The following is a 25385-nucleotide window of genomic DNA, read 5'->3' as shown; positions in this document are numbered from 1 at the left end:
ATCGGCCACTACACGTCCCGTACACGGATAGTCTGGTCAGGATCAGTGCAGACGCGTCGCGTTGAGAGGTGCGACGCAGCCTGCTGCCGACGGGCGCGGCGTCCGCGCGTGAGGAGATGGCAGTGGCATGACGTACCAACCGGAGGGCTGGCAGGAACCGACACTCGTCGAGAACCTCGCCAGGGCTGGGGTCGAGCGGCGTGACTTCCTGAAGTTCTGTGGGGGACTGGCGGCGATCTTCGCGATGGGAGGTGCCGCCTCGGCCTCCGGCGCCCCACCGGCCACCGCCGAGGAGATCGCCGGGAAGCTCGGCGCGGTCACCAAGCCCAATGTGGTCTGGCTGCAGCTCCAGGAATGCACCGGCTGCATGGAGAGCACCCTGCGCTCCGGCGGCACCACCATCGAGGAGCTGGTGCTCAGCCTGCTGTCGGTGAACTACAACGAACTGGTGATGGCGGCCTCCGGGGACGCGGCCAACAAGGCGCTCGACGAGACCAATGCCAAGGACCATCTGCTCGTCGTCAACGGGTCGGTGCCGGTCAAGGAGAACGGCGCCTACTGCACGATCGGCGGCAAGTCCGCCGAGCAGGTGCTCCGCGAGTCCGCCGAGCACGCCACTGCGATCCTGGCGGTGGGTGCCTGCGCCGTCTGGGGCTCGGTGCAGGCCTCGAAGCCGAATCCCACCGGTGCGGTCGGCGTCGACCGGATCATCAAGGACAAGCCGGTGATCAACGTGTCGGGATGCCCGCCGATCGGCGAGGTGATCACCGCCACTGTCGCGTACGTCCTCAGCCACGACGGGGCGCTGCCCAGGACCGATGCCGAAGGACGCCCGCTCTTCGCGTACGACCAGCGGATCCATGACTCCTGCCCGCGTCGGCCGCACTTCGACGCCGGCCAGTACGTCCGGACCTTCGACGACGCCGGCGCCCGCTCCGGGTGGTGCCTCTACGAGGTGGGCTGCAAGGGCCCGAGCACCTTCAGCCCGTGCCCGGTCTTCCAGTGGAACCTGCACACCAGCTGGCCGATCGGTGCCGGCCACCCCTGCATCGGGTGCACCGAGAAGCAGTTCTTCGACCGGTTCACGCCCTTCTACCAGGTGCTGCCCGACGTCACCGGTATCGGCGTCGAGTCGACGGCCGAGAAGGTCGGCTGGGGTCTGGTCGGTGCGACGGTGGCAGGGGTCGGCATCCACGCCGGCCTCACCGCGGTGCGCCATGCGGCCTCGCGCCGGTCGGCCGCCGCGGCCGGCCCCATGCAGGCCTTCGGCGACAGCGAGCGGGAGTGGCGGGCCGAGCCGACGTCCCCGGACACGCCCGAGGACGCCGCCGGCGGGCCCGGCCAGGACGCCACGGCCGAGGAGATCGGCGGGACGCCACCACCGGGGGCGTCCGGACCGGATGACGGGGCAGGAAAGGCGGAGCAGCAATGACACAGCGAGTCGTGATCGATCCCCTCACCCGGATCGAGGGGCACCTGCGGATCGAGCTGGAGACCGGGAACGGGACGATCAGCAAGGCATGGAGCGAGACCACCCAGTTCCGCGGCATCGAGACCATCGTCGCCGGCCGTGATCCGCGCGACGCGTGGGCCTTCGCCCAGCGGATCTGCGGGGTGTGCACCTCGGTGCACGCGGTGGCCTCGATCGTCGCGGTGGAGAACGCCATCGGGTCGAACCCGCCCCAGCAGGCCCGGCTGATCCGCGACATGGTGATGGCGTCGCAGAACATCCAGGACCACGTCATCCACTTCTACCATCTGCACGCCCTGGACTGGGTGAACGTGCCCTCGGCCGCGACCGCCGACCCGCAGAAGGCGGTCGACTTCGCCACGGCGATCGGCTCCACCTGGAGGGGCAACACGCTGGCCCGGATGACCGAGGTGCGCGACACCGTCAAGGGCATCCTCGACTCCGGCCAGCTGAGCATCTTCACCGGCGGCTACTGGAAGCACCCGGACTACCGGCTGCCTCCCGAGGCCAACCTGATGGCGGTGGCGCACTACCTGGACGCGCTCCAGTTCCAGCGCTCGATGATCCGCATCGCCACCGTCTTCGGCGGCAAGAACCCGCACCCCAATTTCCTCGTCGGCGGCATGGCCTGCACCCTCGACCCCAACCATTCCGAGTCGATCAACCAGGTCCAGATCGACCAGGTCGGGCAGTGGGTCGCCGAGACGACCGAGTTCGTCAAGGCCTGCTACGTGCCCGACGCGACGGCCATCATGGGTGTCTACAAGGACTACTTCGACATCGGGGCCGCCCAGCCGAACTACCTCGCGGTCGGGCTCGCCGGCGCCACGTACGCCGGTGACCCGGCCTCCTCGAGACTCACCTCGCCCTTCACCGAGGTGAAGCCCGGGGCGATCTACGACGGCGACCTCGGCACCGTCCACCCCTTCGACCCGACCCGGATCGCCGAGTGGGTCAGTTCCGCCTGGTACACCTACCAGGACGGCGACGTCGGTCTGACGCCCGACAAGGGGGAGACCACCCCGCACTACACCGGCCCCCAGCCGCCGTACGACTGGCTCGGTGACCACGAGCAGTACACCTGGAGCAAGGCACCCCGCTACGACGGCAGGGTGGTGCAGGTCGGTCCGGTGGCGCGGATGATGCTCGCGTACGCCCAGGGCCATGCCGCGACGAAGACCCTCGTCGACGGGGCCACCCGCAAGCTCGGGATCAGCGTCGGTCAGCTCAACTCGACCGCCGGCCGGACCCTGGCCCGCGCGCTGGAGTGCTCGCTGCTGGCCGACATCCTGTCGCAGACCACGTTCCCGACCTTCGTGAAGAACCTCAAGGGCGGTGACATCGACGTTTTCGACCCGTCCCGGTGGGAGCCGTCGTCCTGGCCCGCCACGTCCTCCGGGTTCTCCCTGCTCGAGGTGCCGCGCGGCTTCCTGAGCCACTGGGTGACCGTGGAGAACGGGAAGGTGGCGCGCTACCAGGCCGTCGTCCCCACCACCTGGCTGGCCGGTGGCCGGGACGCCGGAGGCGGCCAGGGGCCGTACGAGGAGTCGCTGGCCGGCAAGGGCAGACATCCGCTGGTCGATCCCGCTCAGCCGCTGGAACCGCTGCGGACGATCCACTCCTTCGACCCCTGCATGTCGTGCGCGGTGCACGTGCTGGATCCGGCGGGAGCCGAACTGCAGGTGGCGACGTCATGAGCGTCACCGAGTCCTCCTCGGCGCCAGCCGCCGCCTCGGCTCCCGCCCCGCGGATCTGGGTCGGCTCCGCGTTCAGTCTGGAGCGCCTCAGCGAGGCGCGGGTGCTCGCCCTCGCCGCACTGTCGCCGGCCGGCAGCACCGACCCGGTGGAGAAGGCGCTGGGCCGTGTGCTGCGTTCCGAACACCCCGGCGTCCGGGCCCCCCGGGTGCAGCCCGGTGACGTCGACCCGGCCCGACCCGACCGGCGCTACAGCCTGACCCGGGTCCGCGACTTCCCGCTCACCGCCGGCTCGACCGCCGACCTGATGGTGATGCGCGGCAGGCTGACCGACGTGCTGGGCCGGGTCGCCAACAGCCGCGAGGAGAAGTCGGTCGCGAGGCGCAATGCGGCGGTCGCGCTGCGTCGTGGCTGTCGTGCCCTGGCGGTGGCGATCGCGCCGGTCGCCCCCGACGGGACCGTCGGGGCGTACCGGCTGGAGGGGTTCGTCACCGTACGGCCCGATGCCGAGGCCGCCGGCACGGAGACGATGGCCGCCCACACCGGCAGCTGGGTGCGGGTGAACGTCTGGACCGGCACGCTGCGCCTCCAGCACTGGATCAACGTGGCGATGGTGTTCATCCTCAGCTGCACCGGCTACTTCATCATGGACCCGTTCTTCGGACCGGAGGCCCATGCCGGGGGTCCGACCGGCTTCCTGATGGGGTGGATGCGGTTCATCCACTTCTCGGCCGCGTTCGTCTGGCTCGTCATCGGCGCCACCCGGGTGGTGCTGGCCTCCACCTCGCGTGACCGCTACCTGCGCTGGTCGGCCTTCTGGCCGCTGAAACGCAAGGAGGACGTCCGCAACCTGGGCCGGGTGATCCAGCACTACGCGCTGATCAAGGACGAGGGGCCGCTGTTCCTGGGCCACAACCCGCTGCAGCAGCTCACCTACACCGGCGTGTACATCCTCTGCGCCATCCAGATGGCCACCGGTCTGACCCTCTTCGGCCTCTACCACCAGGACAACCCGCTGTGGCGGCTGGCGTCGATGCCGGCGCACTGGTTCGGCATCCCCGGGGTGCGGTTCTTCCACGCGGCGATCATGTTCCTGCTCTGGGTGTTCGTGATCATCCACGTCTACCTGGCCGTCCGTGCCGACTCCCTGGAGCGCCATGGCGGCCTCTCGTCGATGATCAACGGAGGCGTGTGGCTGCGGCGGGGCGCCAAGCCGGTCGACGCCCCGGAGATCGAATGACGGCGCGTACGACCGTGCTCGGCGTCGGCAACCCGATCATGGGCGACGACGGCGTCGGGCTGGCCGTCCTCGAGGCCCTGCGGGTGGCCCGCGACGCGTTCCCGGGCGACGGGGCCCGCCTCGAGTACGTCGACGGCGGTACGGGTGGGATGGCCCTGCTCCCGCTCGTGCAGGAGTCCCCCCGGCTGCTGGTCCTCGATGCGGTGGCCGGGCCGATCCCCGGCACGGTCGTCCACCTGAGGGGCGATCAGGTGCCGCGGATGCTGTCCAGCAAGCTGTCGCCGCACCAGGTGGGTCTCCTGGACGTGTTCGCCGCCGCCCGGCTGCTCGGCCAGGAGCCGGAGACGGTCGAGGTGATCGGGGTCGTGCCGGAATCGGTGGACCTGCGGCTCGGCCTCAGCCCGACGGTGGCCGCCGCGGTCCCCGACGCGGTCAGTCGGGCGAGGCGGATCCTGGACCGGTGGCTGTCGATCCCCGCAGAGGCCTAGACCGGTGATCAGTCCCGCCGGTGTGCGCGTCCGGGCCCGCTGCTGCGTCCTCTCCGGGCATCCTGGTGTCGAGAGGATCGGTGTCGGGAGGGCCGCTGTCGAGAGGGCCAGGACCGAGAGGGCCGCTGTCGACGGGGTCACTGCCGACGGGGTCGTCGTCGGGACGGTCGATGTCGAGATCGGCCCAGGTCACCTCGAACTCCCGCCCGTGCGACAGATTACCGGTCGGCGTGTCGCACACCGGGCAGGTCAGGGCGAAGAACTCGTCGATCGGCTGATCGGTGCCGCAATGCGGGCACCACACCGTCGCCGGGACGACCTCCAGCTCCAGGCGTGCGCCCGCCACCACGGTGCCGGCCACCGCGATCGGCCAGGCGCCGGTCAGGGCTTCGGGGACCGCGCCGCTGAGCGTCCCGACCCGCAGCCCGACCGCCTGCACCCCGGTCGCGCCGGCGCGCTCGGCGGCGGCGGTCACCGCATCGGCCACGGAGCGGAGCAGACCCAGTTCATGCACCGGCCCATCGTCCCACCGGTCGGGAAGGAGCGTCACCCATGACCCAGCATTGGGTGCTCGACGAGATCATCGACCCGTTCGGGGCAAAGGTCGTCGTGGAGCGCGCTCCGGACGGGGCGGTGCGGGAGGCGCGGTTCGACCTCGCCGGGCTGCCGCGGATCGACCCGCTGCTCACCGGCCACCGGGTCGCCGAGGTGCCCTCGCTGGTCGAGCGGTTGTGCGGCGTCTGTCCCGCCGCCCACCACCTGGCCGGGATCCGCGCCCTGGAGTCCCTGGCCGGCGGGGTCGAGCTGCCGGCCGCCGCGGTCGTCTCCCGTCGGCTGCTGCACCACGCCTCGGCGATCGCCACCCACGCCGTCCGTGCCGTGGCCACCGACCGCGACGATGCGCTGGCCCTGCGGCGGTTCGCCAAGGCGGTGATGTCCGCGGTCGGGTCGCCGGGGCACTTCCCGGCCACCGCGGTGCCCGGTGGTGTCGCCGTACCGGTCGAGGCCGAGGCCCGCGACCGCTGCCTGGGCCTGCAACCTGCGGCCCTCGCGGCGGCCACCAGGATCGCGGAACGTACGCTGCCGCTCCCCGGCCCGGCCGACGACTTCACCGGTGCGGATGTCGCCCTGGTCGACGAGGAGGGCCGTCCCGACCTGCTCGGGACCCGGCTGCGAGCGGTGGCCGCCGACGGTCGGGTGATCGTCCCCGCCGCCGCGCCCCGGCACTGGGACAGCCTCATCGCCGAGTCGGTGCCGGGTGATCCCGCCCCGCGGCCCTACCTGCTGGCCCTCGGCGCCGACCACGGCCGCTACCGGGTCGGCCCGGTCGCCCAGCTGCGCATCGGTGCGCTCACCACCCCCCGTGCGGCCGAGCTCCGGGCCGACTGGTCGGGCCGGGCAGGGCAAGCGGCGGCGGCCCGCGCGGTCATCACCGTCCACTCGGTGGAGGTGATCGGCGACCTGCTGGACCACCCGGCCATCCTCGATCGGCGGATCCTGGCCGAGGTGCCTGCCCGCCGTGGGCCCGCTGTCGGGGTCGGCTGGGTGGACGGCCCGCGCGGTCTGCTCGTGCATCGCTACCGCGCGGCCGCCGACGGCCGGATGGAGGCCGCGACGGTGCTCACCCCCACCGCCCAGAACGAGTACTGGCTGGCCCAGTTGCTCCGCCGAGCGGTCGCCGCCGGGCCCGACGGCCCCGGGCGGGCGGAGGGCGATCTGGAGGACGCCATCCGCGAGGCCGACCCCTGCCTGCCCTGCTCGTCCGCCCCGGCGGGAGCGATGGGGCTGGTCGTCGAGGAGACCCCGCCACGTGCCCCGGGTGGCCTGTCGTCGCACGCCTCGGGTGGCCTGGCGCCGGTGACCGGGGCCTGTTCCTCCCCCAACTCCGACATCCCAGGAGGGCTGTAGCGTGTGCGTGTCCGTACCGTCCAGGATCGTCCGGATCACGCCGGGCGTGCTGCCGATGGCCGACGTCCGGGTCGCCGACCGGGAGGTGTCCTGTTGTCTGGCGTACGTCCCCGAGGCCGAGGTGGGTGACTTCGTCCTCGTCCAGAACGGCTTCGCCATCGAACTGCTGGACCCGGAATCGGCCGCGCAGTCGTGGCGGGCGTTCGCCGAGCTGGGCGTCCTCGAGGCAGCCGGCCCGGACGCCGGGGTCGACGCATCCAGGACCGACGCGCCCGGCCTCGAGATATCCGGGACCGCCGGAACCGGGAACGCCGCACCCGGGGACTGAGACTCCCGGGACCGCGGACGCCGTACCCGGGGGCGTGTGAGGCTCACCGCCACCTTTGCGCCGCTCAGCTGCGGTGCTCGGCCTTGTACGCCTCGAAGTCCCAGCCGGGGCGATCACCGCTACCGTCGAGGAACTGTTCGGCGGCCCGGCGACCGTTGCGGTAGAGCAGGTCGCGATCGGTGTCGGACAGGTCGAACTGGGTGGTCCGGATCGTGCCGGTGTCGATGAAGATGGTCCGGTCGATGGCGCCGTCCTCGTCGATGTGCAGCTGGTCGTAGAAGCCCATCATCGTCCGGAGCAGGGCGAGGCCGAAGCTCAGGGGGCCCTTGACCGGATTGGCCGTGCCCTGCCGGGACGCCGGTCTCGTGCCCAGCATGATGCCGAAGGTCGGCCAGCGCGGCGTGACGCCCGCAGGAGCGTCGAAGACCTCGATCGGGAAGTTCGACAGCATGCCGCCGTCGACGAACCAGGTCCGCCGCCCGTCCTTCGTCGCCCACCGGACGGGTCGGTAGAAGAACGGGATCGACATCGACGTACGGACGGCGTCGGCGACCGGCTCGGTGGCGGGCTCCCGGCCGAAATCGGGGTAGTCCCAGGGGAGGTAGCGCAGCCGCCCCTGGCTGATGTCCGAGGTCGCGACGATCAGCCGGAACCGGCGCTCGGGCGGCAGCGGGTGGTGCTCGGGATCGGGATCCTCGTACGCCAGATCGGCGAACGTCCCGGTCCTGCCGTACGCCCCGTACGTCCTCAGCTGGTCGTCGAGCCAGGTCCGCAGGTAGTCGCCGCGGTAGATCCCGTCGTGCAGCAGCAGGTCGATGACCTTGCCGATCAGCGTGTCGTCCCACCACCGACCGTCCTGGAACCTGCTGTAGTCAGCGGCCCGGAGGATCTCCGTCATCTGCTTGGCCGGGATCCCGGCGGCGACCAGCGACGCGGCGATCGCGCCCGCCGACGTCCCGGCGACCCGGTGGAAGGTGTAGCCGCGCTCCTCGAGCACTTCCACGGCGCCGACCAGGGCGATGCCCTTCACACCGCCGCCCTGCATGACCAGATCTGCTTCGGGCATGTCGTCCCCCGTGAGGAATCGCCTCGCGTGCCGCCCGACAGCCGGGCGCCAATGCTTGTGACCAGCGTCACTCCCAGGCGTCGGGTCGGTCAACACGCACACCGGAACCGGATCGGTCGACGTGGCACCCAGGGCCGGGCCCGTTGGCAGTGTCCCGAGCGGGCAGGCCGGTCGACAGTGTCCCGAGCGGGCGGGCCGGTCGACATGCACCCAGGGGACGGCGCGCCCACGGGTCCGGGCGATCGACAGCCGGATCCCGGGCGACCGTTGTGTCGCCGGTCACACGCTCCTACGCTGCTGGTATGGAACGGGGCGCTGCCGCCCTGATCGGCGTCACATCTGCCGGCCTCGGGGTCGCCGCCGGGCACGTGGTCGCGGCGTTCGTCGCCCCCGCCGCCTCACCTCTGCCGGCCGTCGGGGCGACGGTGGTCGACGCCACTCCCACGCCGGTGCGCGAGTTCGCCATCCGGGTGTTCGGCCCCCTCGACAAAACGGTCCTGACCGGCGTGATCGTGCTGGTCGTCGCCGCGCTGGCCGTCCTCGCCGGGATCCTGGCGAGGCGGAGCCTGCGGCAGGGCCTGCTGCTGGTCGGCCTGCTCACGCTGGCACTGGTGCTGGCCGCCATGACGCGGCCCGGGGCGGCGGCCGTGTTCGCCCTGCCTGGTCTGGTGGCCGGGCTGGTCGGGGGAGTGGCCCTCGCGCTCCAGCTGCGCTGGGCGTGCGGGCCCCGCGTGCACCTGCCGGCCGTCCGGCTCCCCACCCCACACGAACCCACCTCGTACGGCTCCACGCCGGAGAGCCCCACGCCGGAAGGGGCCGGGCTGGGAAGGCTTGGGTCGGGAAGGGCCGGGCCGGGAGGGGCCGCGCCGGCGGCACCCGCGTCCATCGGGGGCGCCGCACCGGGGCCTCGAGCGGCGACCCTCGACCGACGTGCCCTGTTCGTGGAGACCGCCGGCGTGGTGGTCGCGGCCGGACTGGCGGGCTGGGCCGGCACCCGGCTGATCGGCCGCGGCGGTGTCGGCGGGGCCGTCGCCCCGATCCCGGCGGTCACCCTGCCGCCGGTGGCGAGCCCGCCACCCGCCCTGCCCGCCGGCCTCGAGACGACCGTGCCGGGGGTGAGCCCGCTGCGGACCGCGATCGGTGACTTCTACCGCGTCGACACCGCGCTGTCGGTCCCGCGGCCCGACCCGACCACCTGGACGGTCAGCATCGGTGGCCGCGTCGCCCACCCGTACGCCCTGACGATGGCGGACCTGCTCGCGATGCCCCTGGTCGAGCGCGACATCACCCTCACCTGTGTCTCCGACCCGGTCGGCGGCCCGTACTGCGGCAGCACCCGGTGGACCGGCGTCCTGGTGGCCGACCTGATCCGCCGCGCCGGCCCCGATCCGGGGGCCGACATGGTGCTGAGCCGCTCCGTCGACGGGTTCACCGCCTCGACCCCGTTGGCCGTGCTGCTCGACGGTCGGGACGCGATGATCGCGCTCGGCATGGACGGCCGCCCGCTCACCGCCACCCACGGCGCGCCCGCCCGCCTGCTCACCCCCGGGCTGTACGGCTACGTGGGCGCCACCAAGTGGCTCACCGAGCTGAAGGTGACCACCTTCGCCGCCGACACCGCGTACTGGACCTCGCGCGGCTGGGCCGACCACGCCCCGGTCAGGACCGCCACCCGGATCGACACCCCCGCCGGCACGATCAACGCCGGGCAGGTGCCGATCGCCGGGGTCGCCTGGGCCACTCACCGCGGCATCGGCCGTGTCGAGGTGCAGGTGGACGACGGACCGTGGCAGCCGGCCACCCTCGGCCCCGACGTCGGGCTCGACTACTGGCGCCAGTGGTACCTGCCGTGGGCGGCGGCACCCGGGCGCCACGTCCTGCGGGCCCGGGCGTACGACGCCTCCGGCCAGGTGCAGACCGCCGAGGTCGCCGACGTGCTCCCCGACGGCGCCACCGGCTATCCCGTGGTGGACGTCACCGTCCGCGGCTGAGCACCGCGGGGCCTCGGGGACCTCATCCCATACGAATGATCAGGATCCTGTACAACTGTATTGCACCGGTTGTACTGTTGCGGTATGGCGGTCGAGGAGAGTGACCTGACCGGTCGGGCCCGGATCCGGGATGCGGCCCTGGCGGTCTTCGCCGAGCGCGGCGAGAAGGGCGCGACGATCCGCGCGATCGCCGCCCGGGCCGGCGTCTCCCCGCCGCTGGTCCAGCACCACTTCGGCACCAAGGCCGGCCTGCGGGCGGCCTGCGACGCGTACGCGCTGGAGTACCTGCGGGCGGAGGTCGCCGCCGGGATCGACGAGGCGCGGCTGGCCGATCCGGCCTTCACGGCGGAGGCCCTGCGCGCCGGGCCGTCGGTCTCGCGCTACCTGGTCCGGGCCCTGGTCGACGGGTCCCCGGGGTCCGAGGCGCTGTTCGACGAGCTCGTGGCGATCACCGAGCCGTATCTGCGGACGCAGGACCCGGATCTGCCGGTCCGCGCCAAGGCCGCCGTCCTGGTGGCGATGAAGCTCGGCGTCTCCGCCTTCGCGCCGCAGCTGTCCCGGGTGCTCGGCCTGCCGATCCACTCGCCGGCCGGGACGGCCCTGAGCGGGCGCGCCGAGCTGGAGATCCTCAACCCCGACCTGACCGACCCCACCATCTTCGACCGGGCACGCCAGGGCCTGACCGGACTCGGGCCCACGTCTGGTCAGGACGCGTCTGCTCAGCACGCGTCTGCTCAGCACGCGTCTTCTCAGGAAACGCCTGCTCAGGACGAGCCTGCTCAGAACATGCCTGCTCAGGAAACGGCTGCTCAGGAGGAGCGATGATGTCTGACTCCGCTGCGGTGATCAGCACCGCACATCTCACCAAGACCTTCGGGGCCACCCGGGCCCTCGACGGCCTGGACCTGGACGTTCCCGCCGGGGAGGTGCACGGGTTCCTCGGGCCCAACGGCGCCGGCAAGACCACCACCCTGCGCATCCTGATGGGCCTGTTGCGCCCCACCTCCGGGCAGGTGCGGGTGCTCGGCCTCGACCCGTGGGCCGACCAGGTGGCGGTGCACCGCCGGGTGGCGTACGTTCCCGGCGACGTGGTGCTGTGGCCCACCCTGTCGGGCGGGGAAGTGATCGACCTGCTGGGCCGGCTGCGTGGCACCGTCGACCGGGCCCGTCGCGACGCCCTGGTCGACCGGTTCGACCTGGACCCCTCGAAGCGTTGCCGGGACTACTCGAAGGGCAACCGGCAGAAGGTCGCCCTGGTGGCCGCTTTCGCCGCCCGGGCCGAGCTGATGATCCTCGACGAGCCGACCGCGGGCCTGGACCCGTTGATGGAGCGGGTGTTCGCCGACCTCGTCGGCGAGGTGCGCGCCGAGGGTCGTACGGTGCTGCTGTCCAGCCACATCCTGTCCGAGGCCGAGGAGCTGTGCGACCGGGTCAGCATCATCGGGTCCGGGCGCCTGGTGGACTCCGCGCCGTTGCGGGAGCTGCGCGGCGCCCACCACACGCTGGTCGACGCACGGTTCCGCACCCCGGTCGCCCCGTCCGCCTTCGCCGGGCTGACCGGGGTCGGCGACCTGCGGGTCGAGGCCACGTCGGTGACCTGCCGGGTGGAGCCGGAGGGCCTCGCGCCCCTGCTCTCGGTGCTGGCCGGCCTCGGGGCGGTCAGTCTGACCTGCACACCACCCTCGCTGGAGGACGTCTTCCTCGCACACTACGAGTCCGAGGCCGTGCGATGACCGGTGATCGATGGGTCGGGTTCGGCCCGGTGCTGCGGCTCGTCCTGCGCCGGGACCGGGTCCTGCTGGCCACCTGGGTGGCCGTCATGGCCCTGCTCGCCATCGGACTGGTGCCGAGCGTACGGATCGGTTACCCCACCCCGCAGGCGTTGGCCGCCTTCGCCGCCTCGGCGATGGCCAACCCGGCCGAGCTGGCGCTGCGCGGGCCGATCTTCCAGGCCTCCGTGGGCGGCCTGGAGGCGTGGACCCTGGCCTCGTCCGGCTCGCTCGTCAATGCCGTGGTCGGGATCCTGCTGGCCGTCCGCAACACCCGCACCGAGGAACACACCGGTCGGACGGAGCTGCTGCGCAGCGCCCCCGTCGGTCGGTTCACCCCGCCGGCGGTCGCCGTGGTCGCCCCGGGGCTCGCCGCCCTGGTGCTGGGCCTGGTGACCTTCCTCGGGCTGGTCGTCGAACAGCTGCCGGCCGCCGGGGCCGCCGTCCTGGGCGGCATCCTGGCCGCCAATGCGATCCTCTTCGTGGCCGTCGGCGTCCTCGCCGCACAGGTCACCGCCTCTCCCGGCGCCGCCCGGGCGCTGGCCTTCGTGCTGCTCGGCGCGGCGTTCGCCGTCGCGGTGATGGGCGACCTCACCCACAGCGCGCTCGTCTGGGCCAGCCCGTTCGGCTGGGCCCGGCACGCGGCCGCCTTCGCGTACGACCGGGGCTGGGCGCTCCTGCTGCCGGTGGTCACGACGATCGTGGTGCTGGTCGTGGTGGCCGTCATCGCCCGGGACCGCGACCTGGGTGGCGCCCTGGTCCGTCCCCGGCCGGCGCGGTCGACGGCCGCGGCCTGGTTCGCCTCCCCGCTCGCACTCGCCTGGCGGCGCCAACGCGGTGCGCTGGTCGGCTGGGCACTGGGCCTGGGGGTCCTCGGCCTGCTGATCGGGTCGGTGACCGGGTCGCTGTCCGCGCAACTGGACACCCCGGCGTTCCACGCCTTCGCCCAGCGGGTGGCCGGCGGGATCAGCGTCGGGCGGGCGTTCTTCCTGTTCATCCTCTACGTCCTCGCCCAGGTCGCCACCGCCGCGGCGCTCGCCGCCGTCCTGCAGCTGCGCTCCGACGAGGCAGCCGGCCTGGCCGAGACGCTGCTCGCGACCCCGGTCGGCCGACCGCGTTGGGTGCTCGCCCAGACGGTCGTCGCGGTGGCCGTCGGGGCCGGGGTGATCACCGGCATCGGGCTGGGCGGTGCGGCGTCGTCGGGGGACTGGGGCGTCCTGCTGCTCGGGCTGGGCTACCTGCCGGCCGTCGTGCTGATGGTCGGTCTGGCCGTGGCGCTGATCGGCTGGGCACCGCGGGCGGCGGTGGCGGTGTCCTGGGCGGTGCTCGGGCTGGTGATGTTGGTGGACCTGCTGGGGGAGTTCGGCCTGGTCGCCACCTCGGCGATGAACGTGTCTCCGTTCGCGCTGCTGTTCAACGGCCTGGTCGGCTCACTCTCCTGGCCGTTGGCCGCCGTCGGGCTCGCTGCTGCGGGCGTCCTGCTGACCTGGCTCGGCACCGTCGGCATCCGGCGCCGCGACCTGCGACCCTGACGGCTCGCCCGGGCCGGGCGCCGTCCGGAGCCATCGACCTGAGCCACCGTCGGGGACGTCGTGCGGAGCCGTCCTCGGATGCTGTCCGGAGCCGTCCTCGGACGTCCTCGGACGTCGTCCGACGTCGTCCGGCGCCGCCCGGAACCGTACCGGCGGCGTCACGGGCCCGTGAAAGGATCGGCGGGTGTCCGTCGCCTCCCCTACCCCTCGTACCCGTGCCAACCTGCTGCTCCTGCTGGCCTCGGCCATCTGGGGGTTCGCGTTCGTGGCCCAGGTGGCGGGCGGCGGGGTCGGCGCCTTCACCTTCAACTCGACCCGCTTCCTGCTCGGGGCCGTGTCGCTGCTCCCGGTCATCGCCTGGCTCGACCGGCGTGACGCCGTGCCGGCGGCCGAGCGCGTACGCCGTTGGAAGGCGGTCGTCCGGCCCGGCCTGCTGATCGGCGTGCTGCTCTTCGCGGGATCGTCCCTGCAGCAGATCGCGCTGCAGTACACCACCGTCGGCAACGCCGCCTTCGTCACCGGGCTGTACGTGGTGACCGTGCCGCTGGCCGGGGTGGCGCTCGGCCACCGGATCCGGGGCGCCATCTGGGTCGGTGCCGGACTGGCCGTTGCCGGCCTCTACCTGCTCACCATGACCGGCGGCCTGGCGGCGATGAACACCGGCGACCTGCTCTGCCTGGTGGGCACACTGTTCTGGACCGGGCACATCCTCACGGTCAGCCGGTTCTCCCGTCGTCTCGACCCGATCCGGCTGTCGGTGTCCCAGTTCGTCTTCAACGCGCTGTACGCCGGGGTGGCCGCCCTGGTGTTCGAGGCGACACCGTTCCGCGGGCTCTCCGCGGTGATCGGGCCGATCGCCTACGCCGGGCTGGTCTCGGTCGGGGTCGCCTACACCCTGCAGGTGGTCGGCCAGCGGGACGCGCTGCCGTCCCACGCAGCGCTGATCATGAGCCTCGAGACCGTCTTCGGCGCCCTCGGCGGGGCGTTGTTCCTGGGGGAGCGGATGGCCCCGATCGGCTACGCGGGGGCGTCCCTGATGCTGGCCGGCATCATCGTCTCCCAGCTGCCGGTACGTCGTCCGGCATCGACCGTCCGGGGGAGGACGGCAGTGGACGAGACGGCGCTGGATGAGGAGTTCTGTGACACGCTGGAGACATGACGGGCACTTTTGCCGTCGTGGTGGCGCATCCTGATGACCATGCCCTGACCTGGGCGGGCACCGTGGCGATGCACGCCCACGAGACCGGGTTCCGGTTCGGCTCTGACGGACAGCCGTACGCGTGCTGCGACGCGGTGCCGGAGAGACGCGGTGCCGGAGAAGGGACTCGAACCCTCACGCCTTGCGGCACAGGAACCTAAATCCTGCGTGTCTGCCAGTTCCACCACTCCGGCCGGAGCAGGACCATTCTGCCCGAGCTCCGGCCGGATGGTGTGGACCGATCACCGTTGGCGGTGTCCCGGTGTCCCTGCAGGCAGGCTCAGGCCCGGAGCTCCTTGAGCAGGCGCTCGACGTGCCCCTTCGCCTTGACGTTGTACTTGGCGTCGGCGATGGTGCCCACGCCGTTCTCGTCGACATCGACGGTGAAGGTGGAGCGGATGACGCCCATGATCGTCTTGCCGTAGTTCATCTTCTCCCCGTACGCGGCGTACGCACCGAGCGTCGTCCGCTCCGGGTCGGAGAGCAGCGTGACGGTGAGCGACTCCTTCTCGCGGAACTTCGCGAGCTGCTCCGGCCTGTCCGGGGAGATGCCGAGGACAGCGGCGACCCCGGCCGTCTCCAGATCGGGGCGGTACGCGGTGAAGTCGCAGGCCTCGGTGGTGCAGCCGGGGGTCATCGCGGCGGGGTAGAAGTAGACGATGACGCGCTGGCCGGCGAAGTCACTGAGTGAGACCTCGTGGCCGTCGGCGTCGAGCAGGGTGAACGCGGGGGCGAGGGCGCCCTTCTCCAGCTGGTTCTCCATGCCGTCAGCGTAGCCGCTGGCCGACGGCGTTCCCGTCGATGTTCCGGTCCGGTAGTGGCGCCCGCTGGGCTGCAATAGGCTGTCACTGTTCGGCCGTACGTACTCCCGAGGACACCTCCGTCAGGGAGTCCCTCGCGTACGCCACCATCACAGACTGAGGAGTGTCACCGTGGCCACCGAGACCCGCGAGCGCCTGTATCCCCGGACCGAGTCGCAGATCAAGGCGGAGATCGCCGAGGCCCGCGCCCGGTTGGAGGCCTCCCTCGAGCAGCTGGCCAAGGAAATGCACCCGACCACCATCAAGAACCAGACGATCGACCAGGCCAAGGCCTTCGCCGACACCCAGGTCAAGGCGGTCAAGGGACAGTTCATCGACGACAACGGCGTCCGGGTCGACCGGGTCGGGATGATCGCCGGCGCGGCCCTGGGCGTGGTGCTGACCGTCGCCACCCTGCGCGGTGTCGTCCGCGGCGGGCAGAAGCGCAAGGCGCTCAGGGCCGCTCGCCGGCAGGCCGCCGCGATCGCCGGCGGGCCCGTCTCGATCACCGTGAAGAAGGGCTGACGCGTTGCCCGACAGCACCTCCGACACCACCACATCCGGATCGGGCAGCGCCGACGGCCGTCTGCCGATCCGGATGCTGCATGACCGCGTTCTGGTCTCGACCGAAGGCGAGGCGGGGGAGCGACGCTCCGGTGGGGGCATCGTCATCCCCGCCACCGTCGCCATCGGCAAGCGGCTCAGCTGGGCCACCGTGGTCGCCTCCGGCCCGAACGTACGATCCGTCCAGGTCGGCGACCGGGTCCTGTACGACCCCGAGGACCGCGCCGAGGTCGAGCTCAAGGGGCGGGACTTCATCCTGCTGCGGGAACGCGACCTGCACGCCGTCAGCGCCGAGCAGGGCGACGTCGCCGCGACCGGTCTGTACCTCTGAATCGACGAAATGACGCCGATTTGGTGTGGGGGGAGCCGACTGCTATAGTTTCTTCTCGCGCGCACCGCTAGCTCAACTGGCAGAGCAGCTGACTCTTAATCAGCGGGTTCAGGGTTCGAGTCCCTGGCGGTGTACCAGATCCGCGCTGTGACGCGGAAACCACCGGCCTCGGCTCCCTCGGGAGTCGAGGCCGGTGGCCATTTCAGCGCCCGATGGGGCACCCAGTACACCAGCGGGCAACTGGCCGACGCCGCCCGCGAGCTCAGCGTGCTCCGCTCGATGGGCCGCACCGGTGTGTGCTGGGACAACGCCCGCCGACGCCACTCCGGCATCGGCTACCTCAGCCCGCTAGAGTACGAACGCCGCCAACTCGCACTGGCAGCTTGACCAACCAACCACCTGTCCGGGAATCGGGGTCAACCTCACATCCGAGCGAGTCATGGTGTGGCGCCGGTACCCCCTGGAGAAAGAAGCACCCGCCATGAAACCCGCCGTCAAAGGAGCCCTGATCGGCGCCGCCGTCATCGCCGCCGCCGTCCTCCTCTACCCCATCACCACGACCCGGACCACCACGACCCGAACGACCTACACCACCTACATCACCCCCACACCGACCGCCACCACCCCTGGCCGCTCTGCGCTCACCACCCCAGCCGGGTGCACGCCCGTGCCCGACATGCTCCTCACCCGCCTCAACTCCCGCGCGAAACCCGGCTATCACCTCACCCGGGCGGCCGCCCGCACCACCCCCGCCCCTGACGGGTTCACCCTCATCGCCGCCCGCGTCGACCCCGGCAACACCACCGCGATCCTCGAGGTGTCGACCCTCGACGACAGCCCGCTGGTCATCGCATCCGTCGACGAGTATGCCCGCCAGGCGACGACATGGCCGAAGTCGACAACCGCCGACGTCACCACCGACGGCGTTGACGAAACAGTCGCCTGCCTGCCGAAATAGCCCCTGGAACGCGAACAAGGCACCCCCACCCGCACCAGACGGGGTCAACCCCACACCGAGCAGCATGCACATCCGCGAGATCGTCAAGGGCGTGGGGCCGGCCTTCTCCGCCTCGATCACCGCGGACCGCTCCTCGGGTTCTGCTGGCCGAGCAGGATCCGGCGGGCCTGCATCGACTGCCGCTGAGGGGAACCTGCTGCGGGTCCGCCCAGATGCCGCTCCCGCCGTCTACGAGTATTCCGAGGTCGCCCCGGGCATCGAGATCTGCACCGCCAACTCGACCGCCAGCAAAATGCGGCTCCTGCGTGACCTGTTCCACCGTCTGGGAGTCGACACCGATGCACTCGTGTTCCACTTGGCCCCGGACGCCGACTCAGACCAGGAGTGAGGTGGACCGCAGCCAGCCGCGGGCCGCGGTGGTGAGCGCGTCGATGCCCACCGTCAGGGTGGGGGTGACCACCGGGGCGAACAACGGAGAGTGGTTCGACGGGAGTTCGGCCACCCGGGCGGCGATGTCTGCTTCGGACTCCAGGCCGGCGAACAGCGCCGGGTCGCTCCCGCCGAGCAGCCAGTAGACGCATGGCGCCCCCGACGCGTACGCGAGCACGCCGACGTCCTCGCTGCCCGTCACCACGCCCGGGTCCACGAGGACGGCATCCTCGAGAACATCGTCGAACAGGCCGCGCACCCGTGCGGTCGCGGCCGCGTCGTTGACGACGGCGGGGAACGAGTGCAGCGACTCGACCAGCGGGGTGCGGTCCGCGCCGGCCGTGGCGGCCTCGCCGCGGACGATCCGGTCGACCGCCGCCAGCACCCGGGCCCGTACGGTCGTGTCGAAGGTACGGATGCTGAGCCGCAGGTGCGCGGCGTCGGGGATGATGTTGCCGGTCTCACCGGCATGCACCGAGCCGATGGTCAGGACGGCGGTGTCGGTGCCGGCCAGCTCCCGGGACACGATGGTCTGCAGGCGCATGATCACCGAGGCCGCCAGCACGATCGGGTCGACCGTCGTCTCCGGGCGGGAGCCGTGGCCACCGCGTCCGAAGAGGGTCACGTGCAACCCGTCGGAGGCCGCGAAGGCGGGGCCGGTGCGCAGCCCGATGGTGCCGGCAGGCAGCGGGGCGACGTGCTGACCGAGCACTACGTCAGGCATCCCGAACCGTTCGAACAGCCCGTCGTCGACCATCGCCCGAGCACCGGCGCCCTTCTCCTCGGCCGGCTGGAAGACCGCGACGATCCGCCCCTGCCAGTCCTGCTGGGAGGCGAGCTCGGCCAGTGCGCCGAGGAGTGCCGTGGTGTGCATGTCGTGACCGCAGGCATGCATCACCGGCACCTGCTGGCCGTCCGGCGTGATCGCCGTCGCCGTGCTGGCGTACGGCAGGCGGGTCTCCTCACGGACGGGCAAGGCGTCCATGTCGGCCCGCAGCAGCACCGTCGGCCCGGCACCGCGCTCGAGGACACCGACGACACCGGTGCCACCGACTCCCTCGGTGACGCGGAAGGACAGACCACGCAGGTGATCGGCCACGATCGCTGCGGTCCGGGTCTCGGCGAAGCTCAACTCCGGGTGCTGATGGAGATCCCGATAGAGCTCCGCCAGGAGCGCGATGTCTGCGGCACGCATGTCTTCCCTCTCAGCACCCATGTCTTCCCCCTCGGTTCACTCGGGCTTCGCCGTCCGCGAAGCCCGGGCCCTCCGTCCAGTGCTCCTGCGGCGCCGGTGCGACCGACGATCAGCCGCGGGACCCGGTTCCCGGGACGAGTCTGCCTGAGGTGACAGGCCGAGGTCGCCAACGGCGCCCTGCACCTGGAACACCGGTACAGGGCGCCGTGCCGCTCAGGTCAACTCGCTCAGATCAACGCTGTCGCGACGATCTCACCGGGCGGGTCGATCTGATTGCCGTCAACGGTGCCGGACTGTGGCTCCGTGATCGTCCCTGACGAGGGCGTGGCGACCGGGGAGTGGCTGGGGTCGGGTGACGTGGTGGGCTGGGACATTGATGTGCTCCGTCTCTGGTGGATGGTGTGGTGAAGTCCGTACGCGGATCAAAGAGTGATCGGACCGCGCAGGAAATCGACCGATTGGCCGTTGACCGTCACATAGCGATGCGCGTAGGAGTTCAACGTCTTTCCGCATGAATCGAGCGTGGCGTAGAAGGAGGGGGCGCCGCTGGCGATCCACAGCTGATTCTTCGTGTCGTACGTGAAGCTCCCGGAGTAGGTGGTCCGGTAGGCGGTGAAGCCGCTGATCTGAGGTGCTGACTTGTCAACCGTCGGAAGCGACCACCCGTTGTTTCCGCTACCGACCTGGAAGGTGAGGGCCTGGTCGAAATAGAACACGATCGAAGCGTCGGTGATCTGCGTCGAAGGGTTGGAGTCGAAGACCCAGAGGCCCCGGTCCGGGTAGCTTCCTACGCCGGTGATCGTCACCCGACCCGTTTTCTTGTCTTTCTTGTCGCAGCTCTTCTGGAGCTGCACCCATCCCTGCAGGCCGGGCGCGCGGGAGGCTGCGAAGACCGGGGCGGCCGTCACGGCGGCGATGACCGGTGCAGCCCAGGCCGCACCGACCACCACGGTCCTCCGACTCGGCCTGCCGGGGTGGCTCTGCTGGTCGCGAAGATCGCTTTCCATTTCTTGCTCCTGATCCTTTTGGTGGTCTTTTCGTGGGTTTTTGTCGCACATTGCAGAACTATGGTTCTTGATGAACTCTGCGGTGGTTTCAAAGGGTTCTGATAGGTGAGAGGCGCGACCTCGACTCCCGATTTCGGGCGCACAAAGGCGCGCCTCGGTGACGAGGTGGTGTCAGATTCTGTTACGAAGAAAGCTGTAGAAAAGTGTTGGAGGTCCGGTCCGGCTATCGCTTGCCCGGAGGTGGCGGACCTCCTTCCAGGTCCTGCACCAGTCGAGCCACATGGAGCGCCAAGAACGAGATCTCGTCGGGTGTGACGGTGGCATCGCCCCACATCTCGACCAGATAAGCGATCCGGTGGGCGCACACTGTTGCGTCCGAGTAGCTGTCGGCGATGGAATTGAGGACGTTGCTGGGAGTGTTCGCCAGTTGCCTGTCGGAGCTCATCCGAGCGAAGAGATAGCGCATGTGGGTCACGAATCGGGCGGCGCTCATCGACTCGCGGTCGACCGTGACGGAGAAGGACGAGTCCACAAGGTCGAAGACCTGGCCGAGGAGAGTCAGCTGACGCATGCCAGGGCTGTCATGAGGGTCGCCCTCGGCATCGGCGACGACCATGTGCAGCGCGAAGCTGACGGCCTCCTCCTCGGGAAGGCGTACGCCGAGCCGGTCGGCGACCATGTCCAGTGCCCGCCGCCCCATCATCAGGTGGTCCGGGTAGAGGTTCGCCACCTCCCAGGAAAGGGGGTACTCGATCTTCACCCCGTCGGCATGGCGCTGGACTGCGAAGCGGAGATGGTCGGCAACAGCCAGGATGAGGCTCTGGGGCAGCGGGATCGACAGACGAGCGGAAGCCTCTTCACACATCTCGATCGCCACGTCGAGATGCTCGGCAGGGATCCCCGCCAACAGCGCGGTGAGCCGCTCGATCGGCTGGGTGGGGGACTGGAAGAAGATGCGCTCCACCTTGTCCGGGGGCAGGACGTTGCCGTGCTTGGTGCCGAAGCCGATGCCCGGCCCCATGGCGACCACCTCCTGGCCGTCCCGTTCGGCGAGCACCGCATTGTTGTTCAGGGCCCTCACCAGGACCATTCCGATCTGCTCTCCTTCCATTTCCATCTCACCTTCTTCCGTCTCTTTCGTTCCGCTGGACGTCGACCTGGCCATTTCCGTGCTCACGCCCGGACCCTGATCAACGGGTCCCCTGCGGCGACCCGGCCGGTGGCGATGGTCTCGATGCCGGCCGTACGAGCGCTGTTGGTGATCATCACCGCCGTGATGGGGTTGTAGCCGGCCTTCTTCAGCGCGTCGAGATCGACCGTCCCGAGAAGGTCCCCGGCCGCGACACGGTCGCCGTGCTTGACCGCGGCGGTGAAGTGCTCCCCATGGAGTCTCGCCGTGTCGATGCCGATGTGGACGAGGACGTCGAGGCCCGTGTCGCTGCGGATGCCGTACGCGTGTGGCAGGCAGGCTTTGACCTCGCCCGCCACCGGCGCGACGAGACGCCCGTCGGCCGGCATCACGCACATCCCTTGCCCCAGGGCTCCACTGGCGAAGACCTTGTCGGGCATCGACTCCACGGGCATCGTCAGGCCCGACACCGGAGCCAGGATCGGCGTCGTCCGCGCGTCCGATGTTGTCCGGGAGACCGATGTCGTCCGGGAGTCCGGAGCCGGAGCCGACGCCGGCACCGTCTGCGAGTCCGGCGCCGACGCCGACGCCGGCTGTGTCGAGGTCGCTGCCGGGCGGGCAGGCTCCAGCATCGGCCCGGGCCCGGGAGACCCGAAGAGGAGCGTGAGGGCGCAGGCGCTCACCAGGGATCCCACCACCGCCGCGACGAAGAGCGGGAAGTTCCCGGTCCCCAGGGTGATCGGCATGGTGAACAGCGACGGCACCGCGAAGGCCGAGGAGGCCACCCCGCTGGCCCCGGCTACGGCGCCCCCCAGGCCGCCGCAGCCGAGGCCGATCACGAAGGGCCTTCTCAGCGGCAGGTTGACTCCGTAGAGAAGCGGTTCAGTGATGCCGGCGAGCAGTCCGCTCAGCGTGGCCGGTCCCGCGACCTGCCTGATACGTGGATCCCGGGTCCGCAGGAACACGGCAAGGGCTGCGCCTGTCTGGGCGGCGACGGCGGCATATATCGGGACAACGATGAGCGAATGCCCCACAGTGGAGTACTCGTTCACGATCACGGCGATCAGCGCCCAGTGGATGCCGAAGATGACAAGCACCTGGGTGAGTCCGCCGATGAGGAAGCCGCCGACGGCCGGGCTGACCCCGTAGAGCCAGCCCACCCCGGCGGCGACCACGTTGCTCAGGTAGGTGGTGGCCGGCCCGACGGTGAGGAGGGTCAACGGGAACAGGATCAGCACGACCAGCGCCGGGGAGAGGAAGTTGCCCAGCGCCCCGGGAAGAACAGCCCTCAACCACCGTTCGGCGTGCCCCTGCGCCCAGACGGTGACGATGATCGGCACGACAGAAGAGGAGTAGTGGGCCATCACCACCGGAAGGCCGAGGAACGTCACCGGGCCAGCAGCGCTGCCGAGGGTGACGATCGTCGGGTACAGAAGCCCACCGGCCAGGGCCAATGCCACGAACTGGTTCGCACCGAAACGCTTGGCAGCGGTCAGCGCCAGGAACATCGGCAGGAAGTAGAACAGCGCATCCGCCCCGGCACTGAGAATGACGTACGTGCCGTCGGCGGGGTGGAGCCAGCCGACGACCCCGAGGAGGACGATCAGCGCCTTGAGCAGACCGGTGCCGGCCAGCACCCACAGGAACGGCTGGAACAGTGCGGACACCAGGGCCACGAACCGGTCGAACACGTTGCCCCGCGGTGTCGTCGGCCTCGCCGCGTCATGACTCCCGGCGGTCGGGAGGCCCGCGAGGAGCTTGTCCATCGCCTCGCGGACGGCCAGTGCTTCGTGACCGATGACGACCTGGGTCTGGCCGCCGGCCCGCATCACCGACAGCACGCCGGCGTTGCTCTCCAGTGCCGTGACGTCGACCTTCGACTCGTCGCCCAGAACGAACCGAAGGCGGGTGAAGCAGGACGTGAGTGACGTGACATTTCCGGCGCCCCCGACGTCCCGGAGGACCGATACGGCGGTCGACGCGGGATCACCGGTCGGCCTGCGGCTCACGTATCCTCCTCGGACGCAAAGCGTTGCATCCGAGGTTTCTGGGCATGCAAAAGGCCCCCAAGCCCCCAAACATCAACGCATGTGGCGAAAATGTCCGAGTCCGGGGTCTTGCCTTGGAAGTCACAATCCCTAACTCAAACGTCGACTTTTGGTTGTCGACGGTCGCACGCTAGCACAGCCACCGGGGGCCGCCAACAGATCGATCGGTCAGGCGGCACGGTGGTGGCGCCGGACCGCTCGTCACGGCCGGCCTGTCTCGGGTCCGTCAGCGTCCGGCCCGTTCCCGTATGGGTTCTGTTAGGGGCTGGTGATCTGCGCCGGTGCGGGCACTGAACTGGGACTGCGCCCGCACCGGGCGCCCGTCCCCGTGGGGATCGTGTCCCTCGAAGGAGTCAACTCATGCTCGACCTGGTGTGCGTGCTGGGCCTGTCAGCGCTGTTCGCGTTGGTGGGTCTGATCGGATCGGTGGTGGAGAAGCTGTGATCGTTCTCGATGTCGTCGCTGTCGTCCTCGGTGTCCTGGCGATCGTCTATCTCACCATCGCTCTCGCCCGACCGGAGTGGTTCTGATGGGGTGGCCGATCGCTGTCGGCGCGCTGCTCGCCGTCGTCATCGTGCTCGCGGTCGCCTACCGGCCGCTGGGCGACCACATGGCCCGGGTCTACAGCTCACCGCGTGATCTGGGCGTCGAGCGGGCCCTGTACCGGTTCATCGGTGTCGATCCGCGCTCCGAACAGACCTGGCGGGCCTACCTGCGCGGCGTGCTGGCGTTCTCCTTGGTCGGGACGCTGATGGTCTATCTGCTGCAGCGGGTGCAGCCGTGGCTGCCGTACGCGTTGGGCCTGCCGGCCCCCGACCCACTGCTGTCGATGAACACGGCGGTGTCCTTCGTGACGAACACCAACTGGCAGTCGTACGCGCCGGAGACGACCCTCGGCTACACGGTCCAGCTGGCCGGGCTCGCCGTGCAGAACTTCGTCTCCGCCGCCGTCGGGATGGGCGTGGCGGTCGCCCTCGTCCGCGGCTTCGCGGCGCGGGAGAGGTCGACGATCGGCAACTTGTGGGTCGATCTGGTCCGCGGCTGCCTGCGGATCCTGCTGCCGATCGCCCTGGTGGGCGCCGTCGTGCTGCTGGCCGGGGGAGTGGTGCAGAACTTCGACGGATTCCGTCAGATCACCACCGTGGCCGGCGCCCAGCAGACGATCCCGGGCGGGCCGGTCGCCTCCCAGGAGGTGATCAAGGTTCTCGGCACCAACGGGGGTGGCTTCTACAACGCCAACTCGGCCCACCCGTTCGAGAATCCCAGCGGCTGGACGAACCTGCTCCAGATCGTGCTGATGCTGCTCATCCCGGTCTCGCTGACGCGTACGTTCGGGACGATGGTGGGGGACCGTCGCCAGGGGCTGGCGATCCTGGCGACGATGAGCACCCTGTTCGTCGCGTCGTACGCGATCCTGACCAGGCTCGAGCTGGCCGGCCGGGGGACGGCGCCGCTGCTGGCCGGCGCGGCCCTGGAGGGTAAAGAGGTCCGGTTCGGCATCCCGTGGACGACGTTGTTCGCCACTACCAGCACGACCACCTCGACCGGCGCGGTCGACGCGATGCACGATTCGTTCACGGCGCTGGGTGGGATGCTGCCGATGCTGAACATGATGCTGGGGGAGGTCGCCCCCGGCGGGGTGGGCTCCGGGCTGTACGGGATGCTGGTGCTGGCCGTCATCGCCGTGTTCATCGCCGGCCTGCTGGTCGGCCGGACACCGGAGTACCTGGGCAAGAAGATCGGCCCGCGGGAGATGAAACTCGCCAGCCTCTACATCCTGGTGACCCCTGCCCTGGTGCTGCTGGGGACCGCGGTCAGCTTCGCCGTCCCGGCGATCCGCGACAGCGTGACCTCGACCTCGATCGCCAACCCTGGACCGCACGGCCTCTCGGAGGTGCTGTACGCGTTCACCTCCGCGGCCAACAACAACGGTTCGGCCTTCGCCGGGCTGACCGCGGACACCCCCTGGCTGGACTCCGCGCTGGCCACGGCGATGCTGCTGGGACGCTTCGTGCCGATCGTGCTCGTGCTGGCTCTGGCCGGGTCACTGGCCCAGCAGGGCCGGGTCCCCGTCACCAGCGGCACCCTGCCCACCCACCGGCCGCAGTTCGTCGGCCTGCTGTCGGGCGTCACGCTGATCGTGACCGCCCTGACCTACTTTCCCGTTCTCGCGCTGGGTCCCCTGGCGGAAGGGCTGAGGTGAGCCATGACCATCACCACGTCATCATCGACCACGAC

25 protein-coding genes and 2 tRNA genes are annotated in these 25385 nt (G+C 70.7%); 19 read left to right on the top strand and 8 right to left on the bottom strand.

The window, feature by feature from the left end; genetic code table 11:
• Positions 1-127: 127 nt before the first annotated feature.
• Genes VB059_RS03020 through VB059_RS03005 form a run of 4 tightly spaced genes read left to right on the top strand, consistent with a single transcriptional unit; the run spans position 128 to position 4894 of the window.
• Positions 128-1432, top strand: a complete 1305-nt coding sequence (locus VB059_RS03020) for a hydrogenase small subunit (RefSeq protein WP_323420548.1) — start codon at positions 128-130, stop codon at positions 1430-1432.
• A complete protein-coding gene (locus tag VB059_RS03015) occupies positions 1429-3168 on the top strand; it encodes a nickel-dependent hydrogenase large subunit (RefSeq protein WP_323420547.1) in 1740 nt (579 codons plus the stop codon). Before VB059_RS03020 ends, VB059_RS03015 begins: the two co-directional genes overlap by 4 nt.
• The gene (gene cybH / locus VB059_RS03010) at positions 3165-4406 is read left to right on the top strand and encodes a Ni/Fe-hydrogenase, b-type cytochrome subunit (RefSeq protein ID WP_323420546.1); all 1242 of its coding nucleotides are present in this window, start codon (positions 3165-3167) and stop codon (positions 4404-4406) included. The genes VB059_RS03015 and cybH overlap by 4 nt, the downstream gene beginning before the upstream one ends.
• Positions 4403-4894, top strand: coding sequence for a HyaD/HybD family hydrogenase maturation endopeptidase (locus VB059_RS03005; protein WP_323420545.1), 492 nt, complete (start codon positions 4403-4405; stop codon positions 4892-4894). The genes cybH and VB059_RS03005 overlap by 4 nt, the downstream gene beginning before the upstream one ends.
• Here the strand turns inward: VB059_RS03005 and VB059_RS03000 are convergent.
• Complete coding sequence (locus VB059_RS03000; RefSeq protein WP_323420544.1) at positions 4839-5408, bottom strand: hydrogenase maturation nickel metallochaperone HypA; 570 nt, start codon at positions 5406-5408, stop codon at positions 4839-4841. The two genes, VB059_RS03005 and VB059_RS03000, sit on opposite strands and share 56 nt — an antisense overlap.
• Positions 5409-5446: 38 nt before the next feature.
• On the opposite strand from VB059_RS03000, the gene VB059_RS02995 reads away from it, so the two are divergent.
• Together VB059_RS02995 and VB059_RS02990 are read left to right on the top strand one after the other, a co-directional pair.
• Positions 5447-6802, top strand: coding sequence for a nickel-dependent hydrogenase large subunit (locus VB059_RS02995; RefSeq protein ID WP_323420543.1), 1356 nt, complete (start codon positions 5447-5449; stop codon positions 6800-6802).
• A 7-nt stretch (positions 6803-6809) separates the two neighbouring features.
• Complete coding sequence (locus tag VB059_RS02990) at positions 6810-7130, top strand: HypC/HybG/HupF family hydrogenase formation chaperone (RefSeq protein WP_323420542.1); 321 nt, start codon at positions 6810-6812, stop codon at positions 7128-7130.
• A gap of 64 nt (positions 7131-7194) precedes the next feature.
• Here the strand turns inward: VB059_RS02990 and VB059_RS02985 are convergent, their stop codons facing one another.
• Positions 7195-8196: a patatin-like phospholipase family protein gene (locus VB059_RS02985; protein WP_323420541.1), complete on the bottom strand. Its 1002-nt coding sequence runs from the start codon at positions 8194-8196 to the stop codon at positions 7195-7197.
• 302 nt (positions 8197-8498) lie between these two features.
• Here VB059_RS02985 and VB059_RS02980 point away from each other — a divergent pair, with 302 nt between their 5' ends.
• The 5 genes from VB059_RS02980 to VB059_RS02960 all read left to right on the top strand — a co-directional run bounded on the left by VB059_RS02980 (position 8499) and on the right by VB059_RS02960 (position 14647).
• Entirely contained in the window at positions 8499-10187 is a 1689-nt protein-coding gene (locus tag VB059_RS02980) for a molybdopterin-dependent oxidoreductase (protein ID WP_323420540.1), read from the top strand.
• Positions 10188-10271: 84 nt separating this feature from the next.
• The gene (locus VB059_RS02975; protein ID WP_323420539.1) at positions 10272-11012 is read left to right on the top strand and encodes a TetR/AcrR family transcriptional regulator; all 741 of its coding nucleotides are present in this window, start codon (positions 10272-10274) and stop codon (positions 11010-11012) included.
• The gene (locus VB059_RS02970; protein ID WP_323420538.1) at positions 11012-11920 is read left to right on the top strand and encodes an ABC transporter ATP-binding protein; all 909 of its coding nucleotides are present in this window, start codon (positions 11012-11014) and stop codon (positions 11918-11920) included. The genes VB059_RS02975 and VB059_RS02970 overlap by 1 nt, the downstream gene beginning before the upstream one ends.
• Complete coding sequence (locus VB059_RS02965) at positions 11917-13488, top strand: hypothetical protein (RefSeq protein ID WP_323420537.1); 1572 nt, start codon at positions 11917-11919, stop codon at positions 13486-13488. The genes VB059_RS02970 and VB059_RS02965 overlap by 4 nt, the downstream gene beginning before the upstream one ends.
• A gap of 184 nt (positions 13489-13672) precedes the next feature.
• Complete coding sequence (locus tag VB059_RS02960) at positions 13673-14647, top strand: DMT family transporter (protein ID WP_323420536.1); 975 nt, start codon at positions 13673-13675, stop codon at positions 14645-14647.
• A 151-nt stretch (positions 14648-14798) separates the two neighbouring features.
• On the opposite strand, the gene VB059_RS02955 is transcribed toward VB059_RS02960, so the two are convergent.
• A tRNA-Leu gene (locus tag VB059_RS02955) sits at positions 14799-14880 on the bottom strand.
• A gap of 86 nt (positions 14881-14966) precedes the next feature.
• Positions 14967-15449, bottom strand: coding sequence for a peroxiredoxin (locus VB059_RS02950; protein WP_323420535.1), 483 nt, complete (start codon positions 15447-15449; stop codon positions 14967-14969).
• A gap of 169 nt (positions 15450-15618) precedes the next feature.
• On the opposite strand from VB059_RS02950, the gene VB059_RS02945 reads away from it, so the two are divergent.
• The 6 genes from VB059_RS02945 to VB059_RS02920 all read left to right on the top strand — a co-directional run bounded on the left by VB059_RS02945 (position 15619) and on the right by VB059_RS02920 (position 17727).
• Positions 15619-16011, top strand: coding sequence for a DUF3618 domain-containing protein (locus tag VB059_RS02945; RefSeq protein ID WP_323420534.1), 393 nt, complete (start codon positions 15619-15621; stop codon positions 16009-16011).
• A 73-nt stretch (positions 16012-16084) separates the two neighbouring features.
• Positions 16085-16381 carry a co-chaperone GroES gene (locus VB059_RS02940; protein WP_323420610.1) on the top strand — a complete coding sequence of 99 codons (297 nt, stop codon included), beginning with the start codon at positions 16085-16087 and terminating at the stop codon, positions 16379-16381.
• A 61-nt stretch (positions 16382-16442) separates the two neighbouring features.
• A tRNA-Lys gene (locus VB059_RS02935) sits at positions 16443-16518 on the top strand.
• A 10-nt stretch (positions 16519-16528) separates the two neighbouring features.
• Positions 16529-16768, top strand: coding sequence for a hypothetical protein (locus tag VB059_RS02930; RefSeq protein ID WP_323420618.1), 240 nt, complete (start codon positions 16529-16531; stop codon positions 16766-16768).
• Positions 16769-16862: 94 nt separating this feature from the next.
• A complete protein-coding gene (locus VB059_RS02925; protein ID WP_323420533.1) occupies positions 16863-17339 on the top strand; it encodes a hypothetical protein in 477 nt (158 codons plus the stop codon).
• A gap of 64 nt (positions 17340-17403) precedes the next feature.
• A complete protein-coding gene (locus VB059_RS02920) occupies positions 17404-17727 on the top strand; it encodes a hypothetical protein (protein ID WP_323420532.1) in 324 nt (107 codons plus the stop codon).
• On the opposite strand, the gene VB059_RS02915 is transcribed toward VB059_RS02920, so the two are convergent.
• The 4 genes from VB059_RS02915 to VB059_RS02900 form a co-directional block, all read right to left on the bottom strand.
• Entirely contained in the window at positions 17713-18963 is a 1251-nt protein-coding gene (locus VB059_RS02915; protein ID WP_323420531.1) for an amidohydrolase, read from the bottom strand. The two genes, VB059_RS02920 and VB059_RS02915, sit on opposite strands and share 15 nt — an antisense overlap.
• A gap of 422 nt (positions 18964-19385) precedes the next feature.
• The gene (locus VB059_RS02910; protein WP_323420530.1) at positions 19386-20021 is read right to left on the bottom strand and encodes a hypothetical protein; all 636 of its coding nucleotides are present in this window, start codon (positions 20019-20021) and stop codon (positions 19386-19388) included.
• Between the two features lie 172 nt (positions 20022-20193).
• Positions 20194-21087 carry a PRD domain-containing protein gene (locus VB059_RS02905; RefSeq protein ID WP_323420529.1) on the bottom strand — a complete coding sequence of 298 codons (894 nt, stop codon included), beginning with the start codon at positions 21085-21087 and terminating at the stop codon, positions 20194-20196.
• A 56-nt stretch (positions 21088-21143) separates the two neighbouring features.
• Entirely contained in the window at positions 21144-23108 is a 1965-nt protein-coding gene (locus VB059_RS02900) for a glucose PTS transporter subunit IIA (protein WP_323420528.1), read from the bottom strand.
• 479 nt (positions 23109-23587) lie between these two features.
• Between VB059_RS02900 and VB059_RS02895 the strand changes: the two genes are divergently transcribed.
• Positions 23588-23677, top strand: coding sequence for a potassium-transporting ATPase subunit F (locus VB059_RS02895; RefSeq protein WP_323420527.1), 90 nt, complete (start codon positions 23588-23590; stop codon positions 23675-23677).
• Positions 23677-25350: a potassium-transporting ATPase subunit KdpA gene (gene kdpA, locus VB059_RS02890; protein ID WP_323420526.1), complete on the top strand. Its 1674-nt coding sequence runs from the start codon at positions 23677-23679 to the stop codon at positions 25348-25350. The genes VB059_RS02895 and kdpA overlap by 1 nt, the downstream gene beginning before the upstream one ends.
• Positions 25351-25385: the final 35 nt, after the last annotated feature.

It is taken from the genome of Raineyella sp. (genome assembly GCF_034933565.1).
Lineage (GTDB): Bacteria > Actinomycetota > Actinomycetes > Propionibacteriales > Propionibacteriaceae > Raineyella.
Note: the sequence above shows the minus strand (reverse complement) of the source record. Positions and strands in the feature narration are given on the sequence as shown.